The sequence below is a fragment of the Pantoea sp. X-Soil-TKNS-1280 genome, from assembly GCF_059730475.1.
On sequence record NZ_AP035962.1, the window covers coordinates 2,546,612 to 2,570,566 of the forward strand.

At 53.7% G+C, this 23,955-nt stretch carries 28 protein-coding genes; 19 read left to right on the forward strand and 9 right to left on the reverse strand.

All coding sequences use genetic code 11. From position 1 onward, the window contains the following. Positions 1–145: 145 nt before the first annotated feature. Complete coding sequence (locus AC6I8X_RS11865; protein ID WP_084875595.1) at positions 146–394, reverse strand: hypothetical protein; 249 nt, start codon at positions 392–394, stop codon at positions 146–148. 247 nt (positions 395–641) lie between these two features. Between AC6I8X_RS11865 and AC6I8X_RS11870 the strand changes: the two genes are divergently transcribed. Further along, positions 642–1,853, forward strand: coding sequence for a diguanylate phosphodiesterase (locus AC6I8X_RS11870; protein ID WP_497839844.1), 1,212 nt, complete (start codon positions 642–644; stop codon positions 1,851–1,853). A gap of 209 nt (positions 1,854–2,062) precedes the next feature. Here AC6I8X_RS11870 and fliE read toward each other — a convergent pair whose 3' ends face one another. After that, positions 2,063–2,374, reverse strand: coding sequence for a flagellar hook-basal body complex protein FliE (fliE, locus tag AC6I8X_RS11875; protein WP_299449576.1), 312 nt, complete (start codon positions 2,372–2,374; stop codon positions 2,063–2,065). A gap of 231 nt (positions 2,375–2,605) precedes the next feature. Between fliE and fliF the strand changes: the two genes are divergently transcribed. The 15 genes from fliF (at position 2,606) to AC6I8X_RS11950 (ending at position 16,484) form a co-directional block, all read left to right on the forward strand. Continuing rightward, the gene (fliF, locus tag AC6I8X_RS11880; RefSeq protein ID WP_299449575.1) at positions 2,606–4,321 is read left to right on the forward strand and encodes a flagellar basal-body MS-ring/collar protein FliF; all 1,716 of its coding nucleotides are present in this window, start codon (positions 2,606–2,608) and stop codon (positions 4,319–4,321) included. Then, positions 4,318–5,310, forward strand: a complete 993-nt coding sequence (fliG, locus tag AC6I8X_RS11885; RefSeq protein ID WP_084875603.1) for a flagellar motor switch protein FliG — start codon at positions 4,318–4,320, stop codon at positions 5,308–5,310. Before fliF ends, fliG begins: the two co-directional genes overlap by 4 nt. Further along, positions 5,303–6,004: a flagellar assembly protein FliH gene (fliH, locus tag AC6I8X_RS11890; RefSeq protein WP_313688959.1), complete on the forward strand. Its 702-nt coding sequence runs from the start codon at positions 5,303–5,305 to the stop codon at positions 6,002–6,004. The genes fliG and fliH overlap by 8 nt, the downstream gene beginning before the upstream one ends. Continuing rightward, entirely contained in the window at positions 6,004–7,365 is a 1,362-nt protein-coding gene (gene fliI / locus AC6I8X_RS11895) for a flagellar protein export ATPase FliI (protein ID WP_084875607.1), read from the forward strand. Before fliH ends, fliI begins: the two co-directional genes overlap by 1 nt. Positions 7,366–7,386: 21 nt before the next feature. After that, positions 7,387–7,830: a flagellar export protein FliJ gene (gene fliJ / locus AC6I8X_RS11900; protein ID WP_299449572.1), complete on the forward strand. Its 444-nt coding sequence runs from the start codon at positions 7,387–7,389 to the stop codon at positions 7,828–7,830. Continuing rightward, on the forward strand, positions 7,827–9,113 hold the full coding sequence (locus AC6I8X_RS11905; protein ID WP_497839845.1) for a flagellar hook-length control protein FliK: 1,287 nt from the start codon (positions 7,827–7,829) through the stop codon (positions 9,111–9,113). Before fliJ ends, AC6I8X_RS11905 begins: the two co-directional genes overlap by 4 nt. A gap of 129 nt (positions 9,114–9,242) precedes the next feature. Continuing rightward, the gene (gene fliL / locus AC6I8X_RS11910; RefSeq protein WP_416412231.1) at positions 9,243–9,728 is read left to right on the forward strand and encodes a flagellar basal body-associated protein FliL; all 486 of its coding nucleotides are present in this window, start codon (positions 9,243–9,245) and stop codon (positions 9,726–9,728) included. A gap of 4 nt (positions 9,729–9,732) precedes the next feature. Beyond that, a complete protein-coding gene (gene fliM / locus AC6I8X_RS11915; protein ID WP_013509553.1) occupies positions 9,733–10,740 on the forward strand; it encodes a flagellar motor switch protein FliM in 1,008 nt (335 codons plus the stop codon). Beyond that, positions 10,733–11,143, forward strand: coding sequence for a flagellar motor switch protein FliN (gene fliN / locus AC6I8X_RS11920; RefSeq protein ID WP_084875614.1), 411 nt, complete (start codon positions 10,733–10,735; stop codon positions 11,141–11,143). Before fliM ends, fliN begins: the two co-directional genes overlap by 8 nt. Positions 11,144–11,145: 2 nt before the next feature. After that, positions 11,146–11,544, forward strand: coding sequence for a flagellar biosynthetic protein FliO (gene fliO / locus AC6I8X_RS11925; RefSeq protein WP_497839846.1), 399 nt, complete (start codon positions 11,146–11,148; stop codon positions 11,542–11,544). Beyond that, a complete protein-coding gene (fliP, locus tag AC6I8X_RS11930; protein WP_313686208.1) occupies positions 11,544–12,275 on the forward strand; it encodes a flagellar type III secretion system pore protein FliP in 732 nt (243 codons plus the stop codon). Before fliO ends, fliP begins: the two co-directional genes overlap by 1 nt. A gap of 40 nt (positions 12,276–12,315) precedes the next feature. Next, complete coding sequence (gene fliQ / locus AC6I8X_RS11935; RefSeq protein WP_299449568.1) at positions 12,316–12,585, forward strand: flagellar biosynthesis protein FliQ; 270 nt, start codon at positions 12,316–12,318, stop codon at positions 12,583–12,585. Continuing rightward, positions 12,585–13,373, forward strand: coding sequence for a flagellar biosynthetic protein FliR (gene fliR / locus AC6I8X_RS11940; protein ID WP_299449567.1), 789 nt, complete (start codon positions 12,585–12,587; stop codon positions 13,371–13,373). Before fliQ ends, fliR begins: the two co-directional genes overlap by 1 nt. Positions 13,374–13,996: 623 nt before the next feature. Further along, entirely contained in the window at positions 13,997–14,632 is a 636-nt protein-coding gene (gene rcsA, locus AC6I8X_RS11945) for a transcriptional regulator RcsA (protein WP_013509559.1), read from the forward strand. A gap of 151 nt (positions 14,633–14,783) precedes the next feature. Further along, positions 14,784–16,484 (forward strand): methyl-accepting chemotaxis protein, encoded by a 1,701-nt coding sequence (locus tag AC6I8X_RS11950; RefSeq protein ID WP_497839847.1) that lies wholly within the window; start codon positions 14,784–14,786, stop codon positions 16,482–16,484. A 107-nt stretch (positions 16,485–16,591) separates the two neighbouring features. On the opposite strand, the gene dsrB is transcribed toward AC6I8X_RS11950, so the two are convergent. Next, positions 16,592–16,786, reverse strand: a complete 195-nt coding sequence (gene dsrB / locus AC6I8X_RS11955; RefSeq protein WP_299449565.1) for a protein DsrB — start codon at positions 16,784–16,786, stop codon at positions 16,592–16,594. Between the two features lie 342 nt (positions 16,787–17,128). Here dsrB and AC6I8X_RS11960 point away from each other — a divergent pair, with 342 nt between their 5' ends. The 3 genes from AC6I8X_RS11960 (at position 17,129) to AC6I8X_RS11970 (ending at position 19,776) form a co-directional block, all read left to right on the forward strand. Then, positions 17,129–17,362, forward strand: coding sequence for a DUF2525 domain-containing protein (locus tag AC6I8X_RS11960; protein WP_084875628.1), 234 nt, complete (start codon positions 17,129–17,131; stop codon positions 17,360–17,362). A gap of 363 nt (positions 17,363–17,725) precedes the next feature. Beyond that, entirely contained in the window at positions 17,726–18,523 is a 798-nt protein-coding gene (locus tag AC6I8X_RS11965) for a mannosyl-3-phosphoglycerate phosphatase-related protein (protein WP_313686205.1), read from the forward strand. A 32-nt stretch (positions 18,524–18,555) separates the two neighbouring features. Beyond that, a complete protein-coding gene (locus tag AC6I8X_RS11970; protein ID WP_208715474.1) occupies positions 18,556–19,776 on the forward strand; it encodes a glycosyltransferase family protein in 1,221 nt (406 codons plus the stop codon). Here AC6I8X_RS11970 and dgcQ read toward each other — a convergent pair. The 6 genes from dgcQ to AC6I8X_RS12000 form a co-directional block, all read right to left on the reverse strand. After that, positions 19,773–21,425: a cellulose biosynthesis regulator diguanylate cyclase DgcQ gene (gene dgcQ / locus AC6I8X_RS11975; protein ID WP_497839848.1), complete on the reverse strand. Its 1,653-nt coding sequence runs from the start codon at positions 21,423–21,425 to the stop codon at positions 19,773–19,775. The genes AC6I8X_RS11970 and dgcQ overlap by 4 nt on opposite strands. A 135-nt stretch (positions 21,426–21,560) precedes the next feature. Then, a complete protein-coding gene (locus AC6I8X_RS11980) occupies positions 21,561–21,740 on the reverse strand; it encodes a YodC family protein (protein WP_313686189.1) in 180 nt (59 codons plus the stop codon). Positions 21,741–21,921: 181 nt separating this feature from the next. Next, positions 21,922–22,056 carry a hypothetical protein gene (locus AC6I8X_RS11985; RefSeq protein ID WP_021182849.1) on the reverse strand — a complete coding sequence of 45 codons (135 nt, stop codon included), beginning with the start codon at positions 22,054–22,056 and terminating at the stop codon, positions 21,922–21,924. Between the two features lie 45 nt (positions 22,057–22,101). Continuing rightward, complete coding sequence (locus tag AC6I8X_RS11990; RefSeq protein ID WP_497839849.1) at positions 22,102–23,004, reverse strand: DUF808 domain-containing protein; 903 nt, start codon at positions 23,002–23,004, stop codon at positions 22,102–22,104. 10 nt (positions 23,005–23,014) lie between these two features. Next, positions 23,015–23,290, reverse strand: coding sequence for a hypothetical protein (locus tag AC6I8X_RS11995; protein WP_299449562.1), 276 nt, complete (start codon positions 23,288–23,290; stop codon positions 23,015–23,017). 69 nt (positions 23,291–23,359) lie between these two features. Next, positions 23,360–23,836, reverse strand: a complete 477-nt coding sequence (locus AC6I8X_RS12000) for a very short patch repair endonuclease (protein WP_313686184.1) — start codon at positions 23,834–23,836, stop codon at positions 23,360–23,362. Positions 23,837–23,955 lie beyond the last annotated feature (119 nt).

Consider the following 23,955-nt stretch of genomic DNA (forward strand, 5'->3'; position numbering starts at 1 on the left):
TTGCCAGTTTTAATAACGTGCGAATGATTAAAGTTAGTAGAAAATAGCGGTAACGCCTTAGGAATAATCGGAACTGAACGCAGATCAATGTCGGGCAAAAAACCCGCACAATGGCGGGTCAAATAAGACAAAACTACGGCAAAAATTACAACACGTCGGTCAAGTGATCGACGACAACCCTTCCGTTTACATCGGTTTGCGTAATGCGATAACTGACGCACCAGGAACGCTGGATACACATTTTATCAAACAGGGACACCCGCCCTTTATGTTCGCCATTCGCACCGATAATGCGCCATTCAGTAATATCTTCCTGACCGCGATTGTTAAGCCTTTGCATACCCTGTTCTACTAAGCGATCGCTATCATCAATCTTCAAATAATCACGCAACATTGTACTCACCTCCCGTTAACGAAGGTTACACTACGCTTTTTATTTGTCGTTTCAATCTAATTTTTTTATCGACAAGTGAGTAACAACCTGATGCAGAAAGAATCCGACTTGACGTAAACCCATCGCCACGTTCCAGCCGGTTAAAGGAGGGAAAGCAACGGCAAATATAAATCATCTGTCATATCGTCTTTTTCCGTCATCGCTCTGTTAATGTAGGTCACACAAAAATAATGCTGTGGAACCTGCCATGCTCTCAACCGTCCTTTATCGCAGCCATCTGTGCGACCATGTTCCGGTGAAAACCCTGGAAGATATGGTTGGTAAAGCCAATAAAAAGAATGAATTATCGGATGTAACGGGCATTTTGTTATTTGATGGTCTGCATTTTTTCCAGCTGCTGGAGGGACCGCCTGAAGCCGTACAGTCTATCTATGAGCGGATCTGTAAAGACGCGCGTCATGAGAACCTGGTGGAATTGTTGCATGACTATGCTCCCGCCCGCCGTTTTGGCAATTCCGGTATGGAGCTGTTTGACTTGCGCGAGCATGATAAGGCCACGGTATTGCAGGCAGTGCTGAACAAAGGGACCTCTAAGTATCAGCTTACCTTTGAAGATCGGGCGTTACGTTTTTTGCGTACCTTTGTCGAAGCCAGAGAAAAAGAAAACTATTTTGAAATTCCGCCGGCCAGCACCTGGGAATTTATCGCTGATAGCGGGGAAAAGGTGCTTATCGACGTTATTCCCGATCCCACTACGCAGTGCCACTTTGCCTTTCAACCGATTATCGACCCGTTCTCTCGCGAAGTCCTGGCGCTGGAGGCGCTGATTCGCAGCGCGGATGGCGGACCGCCACAAAAGTTCTTTGCTCCCTACAGCCGCAAGCAAGCCTATGAGGTCGATCTCAAAAGTAAAAGCCAGGCGTTTAAGCTGGCAAAACAGTTCGGCATTCCGGAACTGACGCTGTCGATTAATCTGTTACCGATGTCGCTGGTGATGGTGCCCAACGCCGTGGATTATTTGCTGGCTGAAATTCGGGCCAGTGGCCTGGTGCCTGAGCAGATAGTGGTGGAGGTGACCGAGGATGAAGCCATCTCGCGTGCCGATGAATTCGCCGCCGCAATTAAACAATTAAAGGCCGCCGGGATCAGCGTGGCGCTGGATGACTTTGGTGCCGGGTTTGCTGGCCTGTCGCTGCTGGCAAAATTTCAGCCCGATAAGATCAAAATCGATCGCAACATCATCAAAGACGTACACAAAAGCGGCCCGAAGCAGGCTATCGTGCATGCCATTATTAAGTGCTGCTCCTCACTGGAGATTTCAGTGATTGCCGAAGGGGTAGAAAAAGCTGAAGAGTGGATGTGGCTGGAAGCGGCCGGGATTAGCAAATTCCAGGGTTTCCTGTTTGCCCGCCCGCAGCTGAACGGCATTCCTGCCGTGGCCTGGCCGGAGATTCAATAGATTTTATGATGCCATAGCAGACAGGCCACCCGCAGGTGGCCTGTCTTGAAATTAATGCCCCACCCGGCGCTTATCTCCGGCACTCGTAATTGGCTTAGCTCTTGAAGGGGCAGAACAATCATCTCAGATTATTCCCAGCGAAACTTAGCAATAGTTGCTAAGTTTATTATTAGCCAAGAAACAGTATGTTTCGGGTATTAACTCTGTTTCTACACCGACATGTTCATGATGTCGGTATAAGCCGAGACTAGCTTGTTTCTGACCTGAATTCCCATCTGCATTGAAATCGATGATTTCTGCAAATCGACCATCACGTCGTTCAGTGCGACGCCTGGTTTACCCATCTCAAAATCCTGCGCCTGGGTGCGTGCATTGTTCTGGGTGTCGCTGATTTTATCCAGCGCGGCTTTCATGGTGGCTGCAAAATCCACCTGCTGTGTGGTGTCACTCTGCTGACCGCTGGCCTGCACCGATGTCAGCTGGAGCTGCTGCAGAACACCATCAATTGCCTGAATCGACATGCCATTACCTCGTTGAAGTTGATCCGAATTTTCACGATGGAAAAGTTAGCACACTGTCAATAAGACAAAGGCGCTAAATGACTGCAAAAAACCCGGCTTATTCAGCCATCAAATTTCGTGATTCAGAAAATAATGCAAAGCATTGGAGTGGAATTTCATTTTTCGACGTTTCAGGGAGTCAGTTTTGTCACCACAACACACCCGGTCAATTATGTCAGGCAGGAATCGGTCATGAATGCGAGTGCAGCCGCTACACAGGATACAACAAAGAAAGGCTTCAGTGACCTTATCGCCCGCCTGCGCGCCAATCCGCGAATTCCCTTAATTATCGCTGCCGCTGCGGCTATCGCAGTGGTTTTTGCATTGGTGCTGTGGGCCAAAACCCCGGATTATCGCGTCCTTTATAGCAACCTTTCCGATGAGGACGGCGGCGCGATTGTTACCCAGCTGACCCAGATGAACATCCCTTACCAGTTCTCAGAGACTGGCGGTGCGCTGATGGTGCCTGCAGAAAAGGTGCATGAACTGCGCCTGCGTCTTGCCGAGCAGGGGTTGCCGAAAGGGGGTTCGGTCGGTTTTGAACTGATGGATAAAGAGAAATTCGGCATCAGTCAGTTCAGCGAACAGGTTAACTATCAACGTGCGCTGGAAGGTGAACTGGCGCGCACCATCGAAACGCTCGGCCCCGTCAAAAGCGCTCGCGTCCATCTGGCAATGCCAAAACCGACGCTGTTTGTCCGTGAACAGAAAGCCCCTTCTGCCTCAGTCACCCTGAACCTGCAACCAGGACGTGCGCTCGATGAAGGCCAGATTCAGGCCATCGTGCATATCGTCTCCAGCAGCGTCCCCGGTCTGCCGCCGGGTAACGTCACGGTGGTGGATCAGGCCGGTCGCCTGCTGACCCGTTCTGACAGCGAAGGTCGCGATCTTAACGATGCCCAGCTGAAATTCACATCCGAAGTGGAAGCGCGTTATCAACAACGCATCGAGGCTATCCTCAACCCGATTGTTGGCCAGGGTAATGTGCATGCGCAGGTGACGGCGCAGCTCAACTTTGACCGCAGCGAACAAACCGACGAGAAATATCAGCCGAACGGTGGTCCGGATAACTCGGCGATCCGCTCACGCCAGACCAGTACCAGCCAGCAAAACGGCAGCCCTTATCCGGGTGGCGTACCGGGTGCATTGTCTAATCAGCCGGCACCGGCCAATACGGCACCGGTCACCAACCCGCCAGCCAATAATGCCAACGGCCAGAATGCTAATGGACAGAACAACGCGGCGAATGGCAGTACCACCAGCACCGCCCAGAACAGCGGTCCGAGCAACTCACGTCGTGACGACACGGTGAACTACGAGCTGGATCGCACCATCCGTCACACCAAAGTGAATGTCGGTGATGTGCAGCGTCTGTCGGTTGCCGTGGTGGTGAACTATCGCGCTGACGACAAAGGCAAACCTGTTGCCCTTAACGATCAGCAGATTAAGCAGATTGAAGACCTGACGCGTGAAGCGATGGGCTATTCGCAGACCCGTGGCGACAGCATCAACGTGGTGAACTCACCGTTCAACATGACTGAGCCTGCCGGTGGCGACCTGCCCTTCTGGCAACAGCAGTCGTTCTTTGATCAGCTGATGACCGCCGGTCGCTGGCTGCTGGTCGCGCTGGTTGCCTTCATCCTCTACCGCAAGCTGGTCCGTCCGCAGTTGCTGCGTAAACGTGAACAAGAACAGGCTGCCGTTGAAGCTGCTGCCGCCCGCGCTGCTGCGCAGGAAGAAGAGCAGGCCTACAACGTGCAGCTCAGCAAAGATGAAGTGGATCAGGAGCGTAAATCAACTAACCGCATGAGCGCGGAAGTGTTGAGCCAGCGCATCCGCGATATGTCTGAAAACGATCCACGCGTTGTCGCGCTGGTGATCCGTGAATGGATGAGTAACGAACTATGAGTCTGACCGGTACTGAAAAAAGCGCCATTCTGATGATGACCATTGGCGAGGATCGTGCGTCTGAGGTGTTCAAACACCTCAACCAGCGCGAAGTGCAACATCTGAGTGCGGCAATGGCCAGCATGAAACAGATTTCGCACAAGCAGCTGACCGAGGTGTTACGCGAGTTTGAGATGAATGCCGAGCAGTTTGCCGCGCTGAGTCTCAACTCCAATGAATACCTGCGCACGGTGCTGGTCAAGGCGCTGGGCGAAGAACGCGCCTCCAGCCTGCTGGAGGACATTCTCGAAACGCGTGAAACCACCAGCGGGATGGAAACCCTCAACTTTATGGAGCCGCAGGCAGCTGCGGACCTTATCCGCGACGAACACCCGCAGATTATCGCCACCATCCTGGTCCACCTCAAACGTGGCCAGGCGGCAGATATTCTGGCGCTGTTCGACGAACGTCTGCGTCACGATGTGATGCTGCGTATCGCCACCTTCGGCGGCGTACAGCCAGCGGCGCTGGCAGAGCTGACCGAAGTGCTCAACAGCCTGCTGGATGGTACCAACCTCAAGCGCGCGAAGATGGGCGGCGTAAGAACCGCAGCAGAAATTATCAACCTGATGAAAACCCAGCAGGAAGAAGCGGTTATCGAAGCGGTTCGCGACTTCGATGGCGAGCTGGCACAGAAGATCATCGACGAGATGTTCCTGTTCGAAAACCTGGTGGAAGTGGACGACCGCAGCATCCAGCGTCTGTTGCAGGAAGTGGAATCCGAGCAGTTGCTGATCGCCCTGAAAGGTGCCGAGCAGCCGCTGCGCGAGAAGTTCCTCAAAAACATGTCCGCCCGTGCGGCCGACATCCTGCGCGACGACCTTGCCAACCGTGGCCCGGTGCGTATGTCGTCGGTGGAAAACGAACAGAAAGCCATCCTGCTGGTGGTACGCCGTCTGGCAGAAGCAGGCGAAATGGTAATTGGTGGTGGCGAGGAAACCTATGTCTGATGCCTTTTCCGCCCGTCCGTGGCAGCCCTGGCAGCCTGATGATTTAGGGCGTTCGTTTGATGCGGAACCGGAACCGTTGCCGCTGGAATCTATCAGCGACGAAGAGCTGAGTCCCGAAGATGAGCAGCAGCAACAGCTGGAACGTCTGCAACAGCAGATGCGCAAAGAAGCTCAAACCCAGGGCTACAGTGAGGGCTACCAGAAAGGCCATGCCGAATCACAGCAGCATGGTTATGACGCCGGTTTTCAGCAGGGATTAGCCGATGCCCAGCAGCAGCAGGCACCTTTGCAGGCGCGTATGCAGCAACTGGTGACGGAATTCCAGCACACACTGGAATCCCTCGATAGCGTGATAGCCGCGCGACTGATGCAGCTGGCACTGGAAGCCGCCCGTACGGTGATTGGCCAGGCGACCACGGTCGATGGCAGCGCCCTGCTGCGCCAGATCCAGCAGCTGATCCAGCAAGAACCGATGTTCAGTGGCAAACCGCAACTGCGCGTCCATCCTGACGATTTGCAACGTATCGAGCAGACACTCGGCCCGACACTGGATCTGCACGGCTGGCGTCTGTTGGCTGACAGTACCCTGCACCCCGGCGGCTGTAAGCTCAGTGCCGAGGATGGCGATCTCGATGCCAGCGTGGCAACGCGCTGGCAGGAATTGTGCCGCCTGGCGGCACCGGGAGAGTTCTGATGACTACGCGCCTCAATCGCTGGCTCGGGGCGCTGGACGCCTTCGAAGATCGTATTTCTCAGGTCCAGACCGTGCGCCGTTATGGTCGATTGATTCGTGCCACCGGCCTGGTGCTGGAAGCCACTGGCCTGCAACTGCCGCTCGGAGCCACCTGTGTGATTGAACGCCACGATGGCGCGAATATTACCGAAGTGGAAAGCGAAGTGGTCGGTTTTAACGGCCAGAAACTGTTTCTGATGCCGCTGGAGGAAGTGGACGGCATTTTGCCCGGTGCCCGCGTTTATGCCCGCGTCACAGGCGATAACGCCCACAGCGGTAAACAGCTGCTGCTCGGTCCGCAGCTACTGGGCCGCGTGCTCGATGGCAGCGGCAAACCGCTGGATGGCCTGCCCTCGCCGGAAACCGGCTATCGCGCCCCGCTAATCACCGCGCCTTTCAACCCGTTGCAACGTACCCCTATCGAAGATGTGCTGGATACCGGTGTGCGCGCCATTAACGCCCTGCTCACCGTCGGTCGCGGCCAGCGTATGGGCCTGTTCGCCGGTTCCGGTGTCGGCAAAAGCGTGTTGCTCGGCATGATGGCACGTTACACCAAAGCCGATGTGATTGTGGTGGGGCTGATTGGTGAACGTGGTCGCGAAGTTAAAGAGTTTATTGAAAACATTCTCGGTGCAGAAGGCCGTGCCCGTTCGGTGGTGATTGCCGCACCGGCGGATGTCTCACCGCTGCTGCGTATGCAGGGTGCCGCCTATGCCACGCGTATCGCCGAAGATTTCCGCGATCGGGGTCAGCACGTGTTGCTGATTATGGACTCTCTGACCCGCTACGCCATGGCCCAGCGTGAAATCGCGCTGGCTATCGGCGAGCCACCGGCGACCAAAGGTTATCCGCCTTCGGTGTTTGCGAAACTGCCGGCGCTGGTGGAACGTGCCGGTAACGGCACCCACGGCGGCGGTTCGATTACCGCGTTCTATACCGTTCTGACCGAAGGCGACGATCAGCAAGACCCGATTGCCGATTCGGCGCGTGCCATCCTTGACGGCCATATCGTGTTATCGCGCCGTCTGGCAGAAGCCGGACACTATCCGGCGATTGATATTGAAGCCTCGATCAGCCGTGCCATGACGGCGCTGATCGATGAAAACCACTACGCACGCGTGCGCCAGTTTAAGCAACTGCTCTCCAGCTTCCAGCGTAACCGTGACCTGGTGAGTGTGGGGGCTTATGCCGCAGGGAGCGATCCCATGCTGGATCGGGCCATCAAGCTCTATCCACAAATGGAGGCTTTCCTGCAACAGGGGATTTTCGAACGCAGCGACTACGACGATGCCTGCTTGCATTTACAGGCGATGTTCGGTTAACCCGGTGTTAAGGGGAATGCAATGAAAACGGCCAATGCTATTGATACATTGCGCGATCTGGCGGAACAGGACCTGGAAAAAGCGGTTATTCATCTCGGTGATATGCGCCGCGGTCAGCAACAGGCGGACGAGCAGCTGCATATGCTGCTCGATTACCAGGATGAATATCGCAACAAGTTAAATCAGGACATGTCAGGTGGCATCGCCAGCACCCGCTGGACCAACTACCACCAATTTATTCAGACGCTGGAAAAAGCCATTGAACAGCATCGCCAACAGCTGCAGCAATGGGAGAAGCGTCTCGATCAGGCTCTCAACAACTGGCGCGAAAAGCAAAAGCGGCTCAATGCCTACCAAACGCTAATCACCCGCGCTGCCGAAAACGCTTTACGACAGGAAAACCGTCTCGACCAGAAACGGATGGATGAATACGCCCAACGGGCTGCATTGAGGAAAGGCGAATGATTACGCTGCCAACAGTGGTGACGCAAACCCCGACTGCGGGTGATGCGGACACTTCAGTTTCGACGGACATTCTGCAGGGGGTGGAAAACCTGCCGCAGGACTTCGTCACCGCGCTGGGAAATAAGCTGCTCACGCTGGCGCAACAACAAGGCACCAGCACGCAATCGGCTGATTCATCAGCAGAAAGCGATGAAAAATCCAACAAAGGTGTCTCGCTGAGTGCGCTGATGGAGGCACTGGACAAACCAGAGACCCTGAACGCACTTTTACAACCGGAAAATATTAAAGCCACGCTGAAATCAGCCGATGATAAGGATAAGAGTGAGGCAAGTTCGTTAAGCGCCAGCGACTTACAGAATGTTCAGGCCCTGTTCGCCATGTTGCCAGCTGCGGTAGAAAACCGAACCACGCAGACAGCAGCAACCAGCGCGCTGAGTGACAGCACCAGCGATAAAAACGCCAGCCTGAATAGCTCGTTACTCAATTCGCTGGCCAGCGCCATGAAGGATGAACAGCCCGAGACAACGGCGGCCACCACAACAGTAACGGCGAAGAAAACCAGTGATGTCGCGGATGCGTTAACCGCGCAGACCAGCGCCACAACGGCCACCAGTAGCACGGCCAGTAGCAGTAACAGTAGCACGAACAGCACGGCCCTGACGCTGGATGAAAGTTTCCAGCAGGTGCTGAGCACGTTGGCGAAGACGGATGATAAGCGTGACCTGAGCAACAGCAGTGACACGACCACCCCGATCACCAGCGCGCCATTAAGCAGTACCAGTACCCTGACCAGCAGCACCGCGTCGACCAGCGCTACGCCATCGACCCCGATGCTCAACGCGCAACTCGGCAGCGCAGAGTGGCAGCAGGCGCTGAGTCAGCAGATTGTGATGTTCAGCCGCAATGGGCAGCAAAACGCCGAATTGCGTCTGCACCCGGAGGACCTGGGTGCAATTCAGATCAGCCTGACCCTCGATAAGGATCAGGCACAGTTAAATATGGTTTCCAGCCACAGCCATGTGAGGGCCGCGCTGGAAGCGGCTCTCCCACAGCTGAAAACGGCGCTGGCGGAGAGCGGCATCAACCTGGGACAGAGTAATGTCAGCAGCGACGCCTCCGCACAGGGCCAGAATTATCAGGGCCAGCAGGAAGGTCGCCGTGATGGACAATACGGTAGCTTTACCCTCTCCCAGGACAGTGAAAACGAGATAACGCCTATTGCCGTCCCGGCAGCCCTCCAGGCGCGCGCGACCGGCAACGGCGCTGTCGATATCTTTGCCTGACAGCGGCTAACGCTGAAGGTAAGCGTAAAACCCGCGTCTTTTCTTCCCATTGTTTGACTTAAGACGCGGGATAATCTGTCCAGGCGAGCCGAAAGGCTTGCCCATAATTCACAGGAAGTAACTGCAAACATGTCTGATAACGCGAAAGCTAAAGGCCGCAAACGTTCAATATTAATTCCGGTGTTACTGATTGTGACGCTGGCCGCTTGCAGCGTGGCAGGCTATGCAGTCTGGCGAATGATGAATAAACACGAGGGCGGTAAGCCGGAAGTGGCGAAAGTTGAGCCGCCACCCGCCCCCGTATTTTTTGCAATGGATACTTTTACGGTTAACCTGGTCAATCCTGACAACGATCCTGACCGTGTGCTGTACGTGGGCTTTACGCTGCGTCTGCCCGATGAGGATACCCGTCGTCGGCTGAATGACTACCTGCCGGAAGTGCGCAGCCGCCTGCTGTTGCTGCTTTCCCGCCAGAGCGCAAGTTCACTGGCATCGGAGCAAGGCAAACAGGCCCTGGTTGATCAAATCAAACAGGTGCTGTCACCGCCGCTGGTAAAGGGTCAACCTCCGCAGGTGGTCAGTGACGTGCTGTTTACCGCCTTCATTTTGAGGTGATTTAATGGGCGATAGCATTCTCTCCCAGGCTGAGATTGACGCGCTGCTCAATGGCGACAGTGACAGCGCGGAAGTAGAGAAGAGTTCCACCGGGGGCGATGGTGATATTCGTCCCTATGATCCCAATACCCAGCGCCGCGTAGTACGCGAGCGTTTGCAGGCACTGGAGATCATCAATGAGCGTTTTGCCCGTCACTTTCGTATGGCGCTGTTTAACCTGCTGCGTCGCAGCCCGGATATCAGCGTTGGGGCGATCAAGATTCAGCCGTACCATGAGTTTGCCCGCAACCTGCCGGTGCCGACCAACCTGAACCTGATCCACCTGAAACCGCTGCGCGGTACCGCGCTGGTGGTGTTCTCGCCGAGTCTGGTGTTTATCGCCGTGGATAACCTGTTCGGTGGTGATGGCCGCTTTCCGACCAAAGTGGAAGGCCGCGAATTTACCCATACCGAGCAGCGCGTAATCCGCCGCATGCTGAAGCTGGCGCTGGAAGGTTACAGCGATGCATGGAAAGCGATTTATCCGCTGGATGTGGAATATGTCCGTTCCGAGATGCAGGTGAAGTTCACCAATATCACCACTTCACCGAACGACATCGTGGTGAATACCCCGTTCCAGGTGGAAATTGGCAACCTGGTGGGTGAATTCAACATCTGTATTCCGTTTTCAATGATTGAGCCGCTGCGCGAGCTGCTGGTCAATCCCCCGCTGGAAAACTCCCGTCAGGAAGATAACCACTGGCGTGACAATCTGGTGAAACAGGTGCAGCACTCGGAGCTGGAGCTGATTGCCCACTTCGCCGATGTGTCGCTGCGTCTGTCACGTATTTTGCAACTGAAACCTGGTGACGTCCTGCCCATTGAGAAGCCGGATCGCATCATCGCACACGTAGATGGCGTACCGGTGCTGACCAGCCAGTACGGCACGTTAAATGGCCAGTATGCGCTGCGTGTCGAGCACCTGATTAACCCGATTTTGAATTCGCTGAATGAGGAACAGCCCAATGAGTGACAGCAAGAAACCGTCCGATGACGACATCTCCGCGGACGATCTGTGGGCTGCAGCAATGAACGAGCAGGCGGCAACCAGTGCGCCTGAGCAAAGCGATGGCGTGTTCAAATCGCTCGAAAGCGGTGCGGCCAGCGGTTCATTGCAGGACATCGATCTGATCATGGATATCCCGGTCAAACTGACTGTGGAACTGGGTCGCACCAAGATGACCATTAAAGAGCTGCTGCGTCTGACCCAGGGGTCAGTGGTGGCGCTGGATGGACTGGCCGGTGAACCGCTGGATATTCTGATCAACGGCTACCTGATTGCCCAGGGTGAAGTCGTCGTGGTCAACGACAAATATGGCGTGCGCATCACTGACATCATCACCCCATCCGAACGTATGCGTCGTCTGAGCCGCTAATAATGTTAAAAGATGCGCAAACCGGTCAGCCGGTAATCCATAGCGAACCGGTGGTTTCAACCGGTTCGGTGGTAGGCCAGGTCAGCAGCGTGCTGGCGGTGATTATCCTGCTGATCCTCGCCTGCGGTTGGCTGGCACGCCGCCTCGGTTTTGCGCCGAAAACGGTCAACGGTCAGGCGCTGAAAGTCAGCGCCAGCGTACTGGTCGGCAAGCAGGAGCGGGTGGTGATTGTCGATACCGCGGATGCCCGTCTGGTACTTGGCGTGACTACGCAGCAAATTACCCATCTGCACAGCCTGCCGCCGATTGCACCGGAAGATCTTTCGGCTCCCCCGGCGCCCGCGCAGGATTTTCGTCAGTTGCTACAGACTTTAGTTAAACGCCCCGGAAAACCCCAATGATGCGTCGATTGCTTCCCCTTCTGCCGCTGCTGTTGCTGGCACCGGTTGCCCATGCGCAACTGCCAGGTCTGGTAAGCCAGCCGCTGGCAAACGGTGGCCAGAGCTGGTCGCTGCCGGTGCAGACGCTGGTATTTATCACCTCCCTGTCGTTTCTTCCGGCAGTGTTGCTGATGATGACCAGTTTCACCCGCATCATTATTGTGTTTGGTTTGTTGCGCAACGCACTGGGGACGCCGTCAGCCCCGCCGAACCAGGTGCTGGTCGGTCTGGCGTTGTTTCTGACCTTCTTCATCATGGCGCCAACCTTCGACAAAATTTATACCGATGCTTATCTGCCGTTCAGTCAGGACAAGATCAGCATGGATGTCGCCATTGATAAAGGTGCGCAACCGCTGCGTGACTTTATGCTGCGTCAAACCCGCGAAGCCGACCTCGCCTTGTTTGCCCGTCTGGCTAACACGCCACCGATTCAGGGACCGGAAGCCGTGCCGATGCGCATCCTGCTGCCTGCCTATGTGACCAGCGAGCTAAAAACAGCCTTCCAGATTGGTTTCTCGGTCTTTATCCCCTTCCTGATTATCGACCTGGTGGTTGCCAGCGTGCTGATGGCGCTGGGGATGATGATGGTGCCACCGGCCTCAATTTCGCTGCCGTTCAAGCTGATGCTGTTCGTGCTGGTGGATGGCTGGCAGTTGCTGGTGGGTTCACTGGCACAAAGTTTCTATTCCTGAGTGGCGTCATTCGCCACTTTTCTCAACACAGGAGCGCAACATGACACCCGAATCGGTAATGGTAATGGGACAGGAAGCGATGCGTATCGCGCTGATGATGGCCGCCCCGATGTTGCTGGTGGCGCTGGTCAGCGGATTGATCATCAGCGTGTTGCAGGCCGCTACGCAGATTAACGAACAAACGCTGTCGTTTATCCCTAAAATTCTCGCCGTTGCCGCCACCGCCGTGATTGCTGGCCCGTGGATGCTGAATCTGATCCTGGATTACATGCGCAACCTGTTCAGCAACCTGCCCTATATCATCGGTTAATGATTACCCTCGACAGCAGCCAACTGGTCCACTGGGTCAGCCAGTTTTTCTGGCCGATGGTGCGTTTGCTGGCATTGTTTGCCAGCGCACCGGTTTTGAGTGAAAAAAGCATTCCTAACCGCGTCAAAATTGGCCTGGCAGTGCTCACCACCTGGATTTTGATGCCGCTGCTGCCCTCGGTTAACGTGACGCTGTTTAGCGCTGCCGGTTTCTGGCTGCTGCTGCAGCAAATATTGATTGGTGTCGGCCTCGGTCTGACCATGCAGTTTGCCTTTGGTGCGGTGCGCATGGCGGGTGAAGTGATTGGTTTGCAGATGGGGCTGTCGTTCGCGACGTTCTTTGATCCCGCCAGTCGCCTCAATATGCCGGTACTGGCGCGTATCCTTGATATGCTGGCGATGCTGCTGTTCCTGACCTTTAACGGTCATTTGTGGTTGATCTCGATGCTGGTTGATAGTTTTCACACCATGCCGATCAGCGATCACCCCCTTAACGCCAACGCCTTTATGGCGCTGGTGAAGGCAGCGGGATTAATTTTCCTTAACGGCATGATGTTAGCGCTGCCTTTGATAGTTCTGCTCCTCACGATCAACATGGCCCTGGGTTTGTTAAACCGTGTTACACCACAGTTATCAATTTTCGTAGTGGGCTTCCCGATAACCTTATCTGTGGGTATCCTCAGCCTGGGTCTGATGATGCCTCTGCTCGCCCCCTTCTGCGAACATCTCTTCAGCGAAGTCTTTGATTTGCTCGCTCAGTTCATGTCAGAACTCTCCCGGCAAGGATGATTAACGATTCTGTAGCCGTTCTTAAGTGATAGTTAAGGATTCAAAATCTATTTGTGCATTTTTCGAACCATATTTCTCAGAAATCAACTGAGGATATTCTGATAAATGCGCATTTATGGTGAAAATTATTCTTATTAAACGACGGTTCAAGTATTTTAGTCAGACGAATCCTACGATACCTAAACGTGTGGATTCGTTGAGAAAATGCCCAAAAGATTGTTTTTGAACAAAAAAAATTTAACAGCGATTTTTCTTGTAAGAATTCTTTTTTTACGGCATTGTCAACACTCGCTGAAGCGTCACACTTTCGCAATTCAAATGTTTTTAAGATTTGTCCTATCAGATTTGTCTGTGACATGCGCGATAGTGACATGGCTCGCAAAAACAGTGCGATCTTAGTACTTAAGGCAACTTCCCGGCGATTCCCACTATCGCGGGGACAAGAGTGACGTGAAGTAACACAACAAACTTCGCAGGACGGGTCAGGGAAGAGTCATTATGGCGTACGAGTCGCCAGACTGCTGAGCAGAATAAAAAAGTGTCTTTGGAAATCTCTCTCGTACCGCAAACGCGTAATTCATCGTTGATTTAAACGGATAACAAATTTGGTGAGGGTCGCTAACATGCCAACGATTATTATGGATTCATGCAACTACACACGCCTGGGATTATCGGACTATATGTCCGCAAAAGGAGTTAAAAAGAAAAATATTACCTCCGTGTCGGACATTGAGCAATTGCAGCAACGCTGTGAGCAGCTAAAACCCGGAGTGGTATTTATTAACGAAGAGTGTTTCATTCATGAATCCGATTCCAGTGATCGTATTCGCGGCATTATCATGCAGCACCCTGACACCTTATTTTTCATCTTCATGGCGATTTCAAACATCCATTTTGAGGAATATCTCTACGTTCGTAAGAACCTGATTATTACGTCAAAATCGATTAAAACATCGACCCTGGACTCCTTACTTGGCACCTACCTGCAAAAGAAACTCAATGCAGCGCCGCGAATTTCAGCTGGACTTGATATTCACCCTCTGACATTAAGCCAGACGGAATCGAACATGCTGAAAATGTGGATGTCAGGCCACGACACCATTCAGATTTCAGATAAGATGCAAATTAAGGCGAAAACAGTTTCGTCACACAAAGGTAATATTAAACGCAAAATTAAGACCCACAATAAACAGGTTATTTACCATGTTGTGCGTCTGACGGATAATGTTACTTCTGGCATCTATGTCAACGTGCGATAATTTCACACGGTAAAAATAAGGGCTAATCAGCGGATTAGCCCTTTTTTACGTTTTATCCGTTTTGCGATGCAGATCCCACTCTGCCATCTAATCCTTTCTCCTGCCTTGCCGATGTTAGCTTCAGCACACCAACCTAACTGAGAGCAAGGATATGAAAACAGCATCGATTGATGAGCAACATAAGCTCAGCATCTGGCAGAACCTGCGCCTGATGCCTCTTTTCAGCATGATCTTTGGTGGCATTCTGCTGCTTTTTGCCCTGTGCATTGGACTCGCCAGCTACTTTCTGATTCAAAGCAATACGTCGCTGAATGACGCCACGGATGAAATTCAAATCCGCATGGGGATTTCCAACAGTTCCAACCACTTACGCACCGCCCGCCTGAATGTGATCCAGTCCGGCGCGGCAGCACGTATCGGTGAGATGGATGGCTACCGTGCCGATCTGGCGCGCACCGAGCAGCGCATTGAACAGGCTCGTGCTGGCTTCAAACTGTATATGGACCGTAAAACCAAAACCGCAGAAGATCTGGCACTGGATGCACCGCTAACCGAACGCTTCAATGCCTATATCGATAAAGGACTGAAGCCGATGATCGACTCGGCAAAACAAGGCAGCTTTGAAGGAATTATCGCGCAGGAAACCGACGTAACGCGCAAGCTGGATGATGCGTATAACGCGGTGTTACTGAAGGCGATTAAGATTCGCACCGACCGGGCAGATGCCATTAACGCCATGGCCGCACATCAATCCCGCATCGGTTTTATCGCGATGGCAGCGGCATTTGCCGCCGCGCTGGTGCTGGTGCTGCTGACCTTCCTGTTCCTGCGCCGCGTGGTGATTAACCCGCTGCGTCAATCCGTGGCGCGCATTGAACGCATCGCGCAGGGCGACCTGACCGCGCCGGAACAGCACTGGGGCCGCAGCGAAATTGGTAGCCTGCTGCATAATCTGCAACTGATGCAGGCTTCACTGGTACGTACCGTCGGCACGGTCCGTGAAGGGGCGGTGGCTATTTATCAGGGGTCCAGTGAAATCTCTGCCGGTAATACCGACCTCTCCTCACGTACCGAAGAACAGGCTTCTGCGCTGGAGCAAACGGCGGCCAGCATGGAACAACTGACGGCCACGGTGAAGCAGAACGCAGAAAACGCCCATCATGCCAGCCAGCTGGCAGCGGATGCTTCCGGCAAAGCGCGCAGCGGTGGTGAGCTGGTTAACGGCGTGGTGAAAACCATGAACAACATTTCCGGCAGCTCAAAGAAAATTGCTGAGATTACCAATGTGATCAACAGCATCGCCTTCCAGACCAACATTCTGGCACTGAACGCTGCGGTTGAAGCTGCGCGAGCCGGTGAACAGGGGCGCGGTTTTGCTGTGGTCGCCAGCGAAGTGCGCAGCCTGGCACAGCGCAGCGCCCAGGCGGCGAAAGAGATTGAGTCGCTGATTGGCGAGTCGGTTGAACTGATCAGCAATGGCTCCAGCCAGGTCGGCGCGGCGGGTGCCACCATGAGCGAGATTGTTGAGGCGGTACGCAGGGTGACCGATATTATGGCGGAAATTGCCGCCGCTTCAGATGAGCAGAGCCGTGGCATCCAGCAGGTGAGTCTGGCTGTGACTGAGATGGATAACGTGACGCAGCAGAACGCCTCGCTGGTGGAAGAAGCCTCTTCGGCGGCGGCATCGCTGGAAGATCAGGCGGGCAAACTGACGCAGGCCGTGGCGGCATTCCGTTTAAATGACAGCCCGGGATTGCTGGTGCCCACATCTCTTGTGCAACCCATGCCAAAAACGTTTAACCCACGTCCGGCACTGGCGGCTACCAGTAACGATAACTGGGAAACGTTTTAAGCATTAGATATCAATAACATCCCGTAGCGGCGCGATTTATCGCGCAGTCCCGTGCGTTCTAACGGAAAAACCTGCGCGATAAATCGCGCCGCTACGGGTGCAACTCATTAATCCCCTGCATAGGGTTCGACAAATATCCCTTCCGCATGATCGCTTTCATTAAAGAACCAGATACCCAGCGGATAATCCTCCAGCGCCACCAGATACATCACCCCTTCGTTAAAGGGTTCCACCGCCAGGATTGTCCCGCTACGGCGTGGACCGCCGTCTGTCTTTACCGTCACGCGGTCATTGACCTTCATTGATTACTCTCCAGAAATAGTGCCTCGGACACAGTGTAACGGAAGAAATGGGCAACTGCGTGATCGCGATCAGCATCAGATGATTCGCACGTCAGAACGACTAACGATGTGCCCGGTAAGGGATTTTCACTTTCTTAACGTTTAGTGGCGAGACTTTTGACGCCCTCAGCGCGTAGAATTTTTGGCACTGCACCAACCCCAAAGGCGCAGTCAACCTAAAAGTAACAAGGATTTTTGCCCGCGCAGCGCGGGCTTTTTTTTGCCCGTCAATAAGCCGCCCGCCCATTTCTCCCTGCCGTCTATACTGTTTTAAGACCCCTTGCGCCTTTCAGGAGGCTGATGATGGCAACTGCAAAAGAGTACAGCGATAACGTTCAGCGTGAAGTGAATATCGATGTTGAAGCGTTGCTTCAGGCTATTCAGGAAAAAACCTCGGGTGAGGTGAAAGAGTATATGGAACCCGAGCACGCGCACCGCGTAAAGGTGGGGGGTGAATCTTTCGACTCCTATACCGAGCTGGCGGAGGCCTTTGAACTGGATATCCGCGATTACACCATCACCGAAGTCAACCGCTAACCTTCGCGGCAAAAAAATACCCGGCGGGATGGCCGGGTAAAGATAAAGCGTTAAATTCGTTACACCAGGAAAATCTCTAACACAGCAGCCAGATTACGCGCTGGTCTGAATAAGACAAGAGCCAGCACTTACTGGAGATGCAACGTCATGCGCGCTTGCCACGCAGGTTGTTACCGAAAACACCGCGCCTTTGCTGCCTTTTTTCTGCACAATCATCCAGCATGCACAATTCTGCTATCACTGCGTTTTCGGATTTTTCTCAGCCCCGTTGCACGCTGACAGGCGAAAAACTGTGATCACGATTACGCTATTATACTGATAATTCCTCGCTTTACGCATACCCGAGGGGTAAGGAGTGTGATGATGGTCAGTCTTGACCAACCGCTATTGATTGTCACCGACCTCGATGGTTCGCTGCTGGACCATCACGATTATCGCTGGGATGCTGCCAGCGAATGGCTGATACGCCTGAAACAACATCAAATCCCGCTGGTGATTTGTTCCAGCAAAACCGCTGCCGAGATTATCCCGTTACAGAAGAAACTCGGCATTGCCGGGGCCCCCTTTATCGCTGAAAACGGTGCCCGGCTCGCCTTGGGCGGTGAACAAACCCTGCCCGAAGACCCGAGCCGTGACTATCTCGATCTCTGCCAGCAACTGAAAACTTTGCAGAGGAGATTTCACTTCACTGGCTTTCATGATTTCAGCGACATGGAGGTGGCGAAATTCACCGGGCTGACGCCTGCCGAAGCGCGACAGAGTCGGTTACGCGAGGCTTCCGAAGTCGTGCTGTGGCGCGATGACCCCACCCGTCTTGAAGAATTTCGCGCCGCACTGACACCACTCGGGCTGGCGTTAACCCAGGGGGGGCGTTTCTGGCATGTCATGCCGCAGGGCAGTGGTAAAGGCATCGCCTTGCAACGTCTGCAACAACATCTTGCCCGCCAGGAAGGCCAGACGCGTATCACCATTGGCTTAGGCGATGGTCCCAATGATGCGCCGATGCTGGAAGATGTCGATTATGCCGTGGTGATTAAGGGGTTCAGTAAAACGCCGGTCATCCTGCAGCGCGATGATGTTGAAAACGTCTACCACACCGCACATGTTGGCCCGCAGGGCTGGCGTGAAGGTCTGGATTATTTTCTTGCCCAACCCGATTAACGGGCCGCACAGCTAATCAGAAGGATGAGGCGATGAGTGATTTTTACCAGAATGGCGTGATTACTAACTTTCATAATCTCACCCACCGCAGCGTTGAATCGCTGGAAAAAGAGATGGTGCGCTTTGCACGTAAACGCAAAATGGGGCTGATTTTACCGTCGCTGTTTTCCGAACTGGAAGGTCCGGCACTGGATAATATCGTCAACGAACTGGCGAAAGTGCCCTACCTCGATGAAATCGTCATTGGGCTTGATCGTGCCGACCGCGATCAGTTTCTGTTTGCCCGTGACTTTTTCTCCCGCCTGCCACAACGCCACCGGATTCTGTGGAATGACGGACCACGGCTGAAGGCGCTGGATGCCGAGCTGGATAAAGAGGGCTTATCCCCCAGCCAGCCAGGCAAAGGCCGCAACGTGTGGTTCTGCACCGGTTACACCCTGGCCTCTGACCGGACCAGCTGTGTCGCCCTGCACGACTGCGATATCGTCACCTATGAACGCAGCATGCTCGCCCGTCTGCTCTATCCGTTGGCTAACCCGGCTTTTCAGTATGAGTTCTGCAAAGGTTTTTACGCACGCGTCGCGGGGGGCAAACTGAACGGGCGTGTTGGCCGTCTGCTGGTCGGTCCGTTGCTGCGTTCATTACAAAAAGTCTACGGCCATTCGGAGTATCTCGATTACCTCGCCAGCTTCCGCTATCCCCTGTCTGGCGAATTTGCCATGCGCACCCATGTGCTGAATAACATCAAGATTCCCGGTGACTGGGGGCTGGAAATTGGGGTGCTGTCGGAGATTTATCGCAATTACACTACCCGCCAGAGCTGTCAGGTTGAGATCGCCGATAACTATGATCATAAGCATCAGCCGTTGTCGGAAGAGGATGGTACCGGTGGATTGAAACGCATGAGTAACGACATTGTGCAGTCGCTGCTGCGTAAACTGGCGACGATGGGGGTTCCTCTGACCAGCGATTCATTCCGGGTGCTGAAAGCCACCTACTACCGCAATGCGCTGGATATGATGGAAATCTACAACCACGAAGCCACCATGAACGGCCTGAAGTTCGACCAGCATATCGAAGAAGCGGCGGTGGAGATGTTCACCCAGGCGATTCTCGACGCCGGTCAGGCGTTTATTGAACGCCCGAATGACAAACCTTTTATCCCCAGCTGGAGCCGCGTGCAATCCGCATTCCCCGATATCCTGCAACGGATTTATCAGGCAGTGGAAGAGGATAACGACGGTAAAGTCTAATCTTTACTGCACACGCGGTTACGCCCGCTGGTTTTTGCCAGATAGAGCCTGCTGTCAGCTTTGGCTTGCAGGCTTTCGGCGTCGTAATCACCCTGCTCCTCGCTGCTGGTCACCCCGGCGGATAAGGTGATATTGAAAGTGGTGCTGGCATTAACCAGGATGGTTTTTGCCGCCAGCCGTGCCCGGATACGTTCTGCGACCGCAGAGGCTTCCTCAAGCCGGGTTTCCGGCAGCACAATGCAGAATTCCTCCCCGCCGATCCGCCCCGCGCTATCATATTTACGCAGCGTATGACTGATGACGCTGGCGACGCGAATCAACGCCTGGTCACCTGCGTGATGCCCCCAGGTGTCATTCACGTTTTTGAAGTGGTCAACATCTAACTGAATCACCGAAATCGGCTGTCCCTGTTGCTGGCAACGGGCGGCCTGAGCGACGAATTGTTCAAAGAAGGCATTGCGATTAAGCAGGCGGGTTAACCCATCATAGTTGGCACGCCAGGTGAGGCGCGCAGAGAGATCGTCCATACGCCTTACCAGGCGAAAAATCACCTGATGCGCCACCGCTAGCAGCAGCACAAACAACATCCACATGCCAAACAGGAACAAAGAGACGCGACCTAACTCCTGCTGCATCCCCTGCTTCAGAGTTTGCACATTGATAATATAACCCTCTACATTTTCCAGTTTGCTCCAGCTGGCAAATTTCGTCCCAAGCCGCAGAATCCCACTCGGTTCGTGTTGCATCCGACCTAATAATTGCTGCCGTTGTTCAGGGTTGAGGGGAACTTCATCCGGCGCATGCAGGCGGGCGATTTCATCCATTTTCCTGTCCAGGAATACCATATTGCCCTGCAACAACGTATGGCGCGTTTTCGCCATCAGATCGCGAATCCGTGCCTGCGGGAAATCCATCGACAACACACCATACCAGTAACCATTGCTGATAATCGGTGTGCTCAGGGTCAGCATCAGGCCTTCATTAAATAATCCCTGATAACCGCTGGTCCAGCGCAGGCGATTGGCAGGAGTTTGTGGCGGGGCAAGCGCGCGGAAATAGTTACGCTGCACCATAGTGGCGTAACTCAGCTCCAGCTCCTGCGCGCTTTGCGGCGGCCGCGAACTGATGTAAAACCCGGCGCGTGAGATGTACCAGAAGCGCGAATGAAAATCGTGGTCAGGATCGCTGAACTGCATAATAAAACTGAATTCCAGCGCTGCACGGATTTCCTGGTCGATGCGCGTTGCATCACGCTGCAATAAAGGGTCCCGTTTCAGCCACTCATCACTGACACCGTTAAGCGGCATACTGCGTGGGCTATTCAGCTGTAGCTGCCACTGCGGTTGCTGACGGAGATCCTTAAAGCGCGTAACGGCTTCGCGCGCATTGTCTGAATCGAGCGGATGCATCAGCGCATAGCTGAGCATTTTCTCGTAGTAGACCAATTCGTCAACGCTTTCCTGGAACTGGCTGTCGAGACTTTTCTGTATTTCCGCCAGTTGCGCACGCTGACGATCTTCGTAATTGTTTTTGAGTTCCAGCGCTTCATGAACCGTGAGAAAAGCGGAGAAAAGGAAAACCGCAAAAAAACACAGGTGAACCGGTAAAAAAGGATTGCCCGACTGCCGGGGAAGTGGCGATTGTGCCATCAGCAACCATGCTCCGGAAAAAGGCGAATGAAAACAGTGTAGTCAGCAGGAGAAAAATCGTACAGGCGGGAATCAAATGAAAATCAGATAGTTCGCTGAATAACACGGGACGGCAAAAATCCGTCCCGGAGGCGGTTAGCTGGCCAACTGGCGCGCTGTGGATAAGTGACAGAGTTCGTCACTATGGAACGCCTCACGGCGCACGCTGTAGCCATCATACCAACGACACTCTACCATTCCGCTGGCATAGCCGGTCACCACCATAGTGGGTCCGCCCTGTTTATGCTGAACTTCGTCACTGATCGCAAAGGTCATTACGCGCCCTCCCTTCTACCGTTGAATGAACCTCATCAGGTATAGCAGGTGGGGGATGTTTTTGCCTATAAGAGTTTGTGATTACAACTGCAATTTAGGAATAAGCAGTTAAAAATGCGGAAAATAAAAAAAGCGGATAAAAATTATTATCCGCTTTGAAATCGTTTCCCGGGTGGGAAAATCAGATTTTGCAGCCTTCGCAGTCGGCTTCGTCGCTCAGATCGGTCGGCACTTCGCGCGCTTTTTCAGCTGCTTTCGCCTCAGCCTGTTCCAGCTGTGCATCGATATCAAATTCAAACATATCGTCGTTCATCATCGTTCTCCTGACCCGTGATTAAAAATTTCCTGCGCTTTATAACGATTATCCACGCAATTTGGCAACCAGATTCACCACTAATAGCACGATCGACCCAATCAGGAATCCCAGTACCAGATTGGCACCGTTACTCAGCAACGCCGAGATCAGCGGGCCAAATCCGTCGCTGTACTCGGTAATGGCATGATGCAGCGGCGTTATCCCATGGACCACGATGCCACCCCCGACCAAAAACATTGCTACCGTCCCCACCACCGACAGAATTTTCATCAGGATCGGTGCCGCCGCCAGCAACAGCCCGCCGACAGCCTGCGCCAGCGTGGACGACTTTTCCCGCAGCCAGTAGCCGAGGTCGTCGATTTTCACAATCACCGCCACAATACCGTAGACGCCGACGGTGACCAGAATCGCAATACCCGCCAGAATCAGCACCTGATTCAGCAACGGAGCCTCAGAAACGATGCCAAGCGTAATCGCCACGATCTCAGCGGAAAGAATAAAATCGGTACGCACCGCACCTTTCACTTTATTCTTCTCAAATTCCCGAGGGTCCTGCTGCGCCAGCTGCTCAAGCCGCTGCTGCCGCGCCTCCGGGCTTTTTTCTGCTTTATCATGATTCAGGCTGTGCAGCACTTTCTCCACCCCCTCGTAGCAAAGATACGCGCCACCCACCATCAGTAACGGCGTAATCAGCCAGGGAGCAAAAGCGGAGATCAGCAACGCCAGCGGCACCAGAATCAATTTGTTAATAAACGAGCCTTTGGTAACACTCCACACCACCGGCAATTCGCGATTGGCTTTTACACCGGTAACCTGTTGCGCATTGAGCGAGAGATCATCTCCTAAGACACCCGCCGTTTTTTTTGCTGCCACCTTGCCCATGACCGAAATGTCATCAAGCAATGTTGCAATATCGTCCAGAAGCGTCAGTAAGCTGGTTCCTGCCAAAATATTATCCTTATTCCGGTTCGTGATCCTGACAACAGGGGCAACGCTCAACCGCCGTTACCGACATATCGGCGATGCCCGCACAATCCCACTCGACGCGTAATGGTTGCCCTGCCACATCTCCCGCGTGCAAATATTTGCTCACCGGACTTTCCGTCATACCCGTAATCTCTTCGGTTGCCACCAGCGTATCTCCCAGATAGATACGTGCGGTGGCTCGGGTGTTGATCATCCGTTCGTCACGAAGTTGGTACAGGCGTTTGACCGTCAGTTTGATGCTGCTCATGGCTATATTCCGCGTCCCAGAGAAAGGGGAGATCTAAACCGTTATGGCGTATAAAAGCAACAATCACCCTTATTCAGCGCGATAATGATGCAAACCGGCATGATCAATTTCACCGCTATGGCTGGCTGCCAGTAACCACTCCTCCAGCCGTTCGATCAGCGCTTCATCATCCAGACGCAGCTTACCGCGCAGGGCGCACTCCCAGATGATAAGGACCTTCCAGCCACTCTCCTGTAGCTGGCGGACATAGCGCCTGTCGCGTTCAACATTGCTGTTAATTTTTCCGGTCCAGAATTCGGTGCGCGTGGCGGGCATCTTGAACAGGTAACAGTGATGGCGGTGCCAGAAGCAACCATGCACAAAAATAATCGCCTGCTGGGCAGGCACAACAAAGTCAGGACGACCTGCTAATGCTTTATCCTGTACCCGATAGATAAAGCCGCGGTCTTTTAATATCAAAGCGATACGTTGTTCAATCTCAGTGTCCTGATTGCGAATCGCGCGCATATTTTTGCTGCGCACATCACGGGAATGGACGTCGGCCATAACGTTTCCTTCTTCTTGTGGCTCCTTCAACTTTAGCGGTTTGGGGCAAAAGCGAAAGCCTCTCCTGTTGCTGATACTGCGGGCCAATTTCTTCATGATGAGATGAGTGATAGCATAGC

What these genes read in the sequence shown, in the direction of transcription:
- AC6I8X_RS11995 (WP_299449562.1), bottom strand. Translation starts at nt 23,290, where the DNA reads ATGAGCAGCATCAAACTGACGGTCAAACGCCTGTACCAACTTCGTGAC.
- rcsA (WP_013509559.1), top strand. Translation starts at nt 13,997, where the DNA reads ATGCCAACGATTATTATGGATTCATGCAACTACACACGCCTGGGATTA.
- fliP (WP_313686208.1), top strand. Translation starts at nt 11,544, where the DNA reads ATGCGTCGATTGCTTCCCCTTCTGCCGCTGCTGTTGCTGGCACCGGTT.
- fliM (WP_013509553.1), top strand. Translation starts at nt 9,733, where the DNA reads ATGGGCGATAGCATTCTCTCCCAGGCTGAGATTGACGCGCTGCTCAAT.
- AC6I8X_RS11960 (WP_084875628.1), top strand. Translation starts at nt 17,129, where the DNA reads ATGGCAACTGCAAAAGAGTACAGCGATAACGTTCAGCGTGAAGTGAAT.
- dgcQ (WP_497839848.1), bottom strand. Translation starts at nt 21,425, where the DNA reads ATGGCACAATCGCCACTTCCCCGGCAGTCGGGCAATCCTTTTTTACCG.
- AC6I8X_RS11980 (WP_313686189.1), bottom strand. Translation starts at nt 21,740, where the DNA reads ATGACCTTTGCGATCAGTGACGAAGTTCAGCATAAACAGGGCGGACCC.
- AC6I8X_RS11985 (WP_021182849.1), bottom strand. Translation starts at nt 22,056, where the DNA reads ATGATGAACGACGATATGTTTGAATTTGATATCGATGCACAGCTGGAA.
- fliE (WP_299449576.1), bottom strand. Translation starts at nt 2,374, where the DNA reads ATGTCGATTCAGGCAATTGATGGTGTTCTGCAGCAGCTCCAGCTGACA.
- fliF (WP_299449575.1), top strand. Translation starts at nt 2,606, where the DNA reads ATGAATGCGAGTGCAGCCGCTACACAGGATACAACAAAGAAAGGCTTC.
- fliJ (WP_299449572.1), top strand. Translation starts at nt 7,387, where the DNA reads ATGAAAACGGCCAATGCTATTGATACATTGCGCGATCTGGCGGAACAG.
- fliL (WP_416412231.1), top strand. Translation starts at nt 9,243, where the DNA reads ATGTCTGATAACGCGAAAGCTAAAGGCCGCAAACGTTCAATATTAATT.
- fliR (WP_299449567.1), top strand. Translation starts at nt 12,585, where the DNA reads ATGATTACCCTCGACAGCAGCCAACTGGTCCACTGGGTCAGCCAGTTT.
- AC6I8X_RS11870 (WP_497839844.1), top strand. Translation starts at nt 642, where the DNA reads ATGCTCTCAACCGTCCTTTATCGCAGCCATCTGTGCGACCATGTTCCG.
- fliN (WP_084875614.1), top strand. Translation starts at nt 10,733, where the DNA reads ATGAGTGACAGCAAGAAACCGTCCGATGACGACATCTCCGCGGACGAT.
- AC6I8X_RS11905 (WP_497839845.1), top strand. Translation starts at nt 7,827, where the DNA reads ATGATTACGCTGCCAACAGTGGTGACGCAAACCCCGACTGCGGGTGAT.
- fliH (WP_313688959.1), top strand. Translation starts at nt 5,303, where the DNA reads ATGTCTGATGCCTTTTCCGCCCGTCCGTGGCAGCCCTGGCAGCCTGAT.
- fliI (WP_084875607.1), top strand. Translation starts at nt 6,004, where the DNA reads ATGACTACGCGCCTCAATCGCTGGCTCGGGGCGCTGGACGCCTTCGAA.
- AC6I8X_RS11865 (WP_084875595.1), bottom strand. Translation starts at nt 394, where the DNA reads ATGTTGCGTGATTATTTGAAGATTGATGATAGCGATCGCTTAGTAGAA.
- AC6I8X_RS11970 (WP_208715474.1), top strand. Translation starts at nt 18,556, where the DNA reads ATGAGTGATTTTTACCAGAATGGCGTGATTACTAACTTTCATAATCTC.
- AC6I8X_RS11950 (WP_497839847.1), top strand. Translation starts at nt 14,784, where the DNA reads ATGAAAACAGCATCGATTGATGAGCAACATAAGCTCAGCATCTGGCAG.
- fliQ (WP_299449568.1), top strand. Translation starts at nt 12,316, where the DNA reads ATGACACCCGAATCGGTAATGGTAATGGGACAGGAAGCGATGCGTATC.
- AC6I8X_RS12000 (WP_313686184.1), bottom strand. Translation starts at nt 23,836, where the DNA reads ATGGCCGACGTCCATTCCCGTGATGTGCGCAGCAAAAATATGCGCGCG.
- fliG (WP_084875603.1), top strand. Translation starts at nt 4,318, where the DNA reads ATGAGTCTGACCGGTACTGAAAAAAGCGCCATTCTGATGATGACCATT.
- dsrB (WP_299449565.1), bottom strand. Translation starts at nt 16,786, where the DNA reads ATGAAGGTCAATGACCGCGTGACGGTAAAGACAGACGGCGGTCCACGC.
- AC6I8X_RS11965 (WP_313686205.1), top strand. Translation starts at nt 17,726, where the DNA reads ATGGTCAGTCTTGACCAACCGCTATTGATTGTCACCGACCTCGATGGT.
- fliO (WP_497839846.1), top strand. Translation starts at nt 11,146, where the DNA reads ATGTTAAAAGATGCGCAAACCGGTCAGCCGGTAATCCATAGCGAACCG.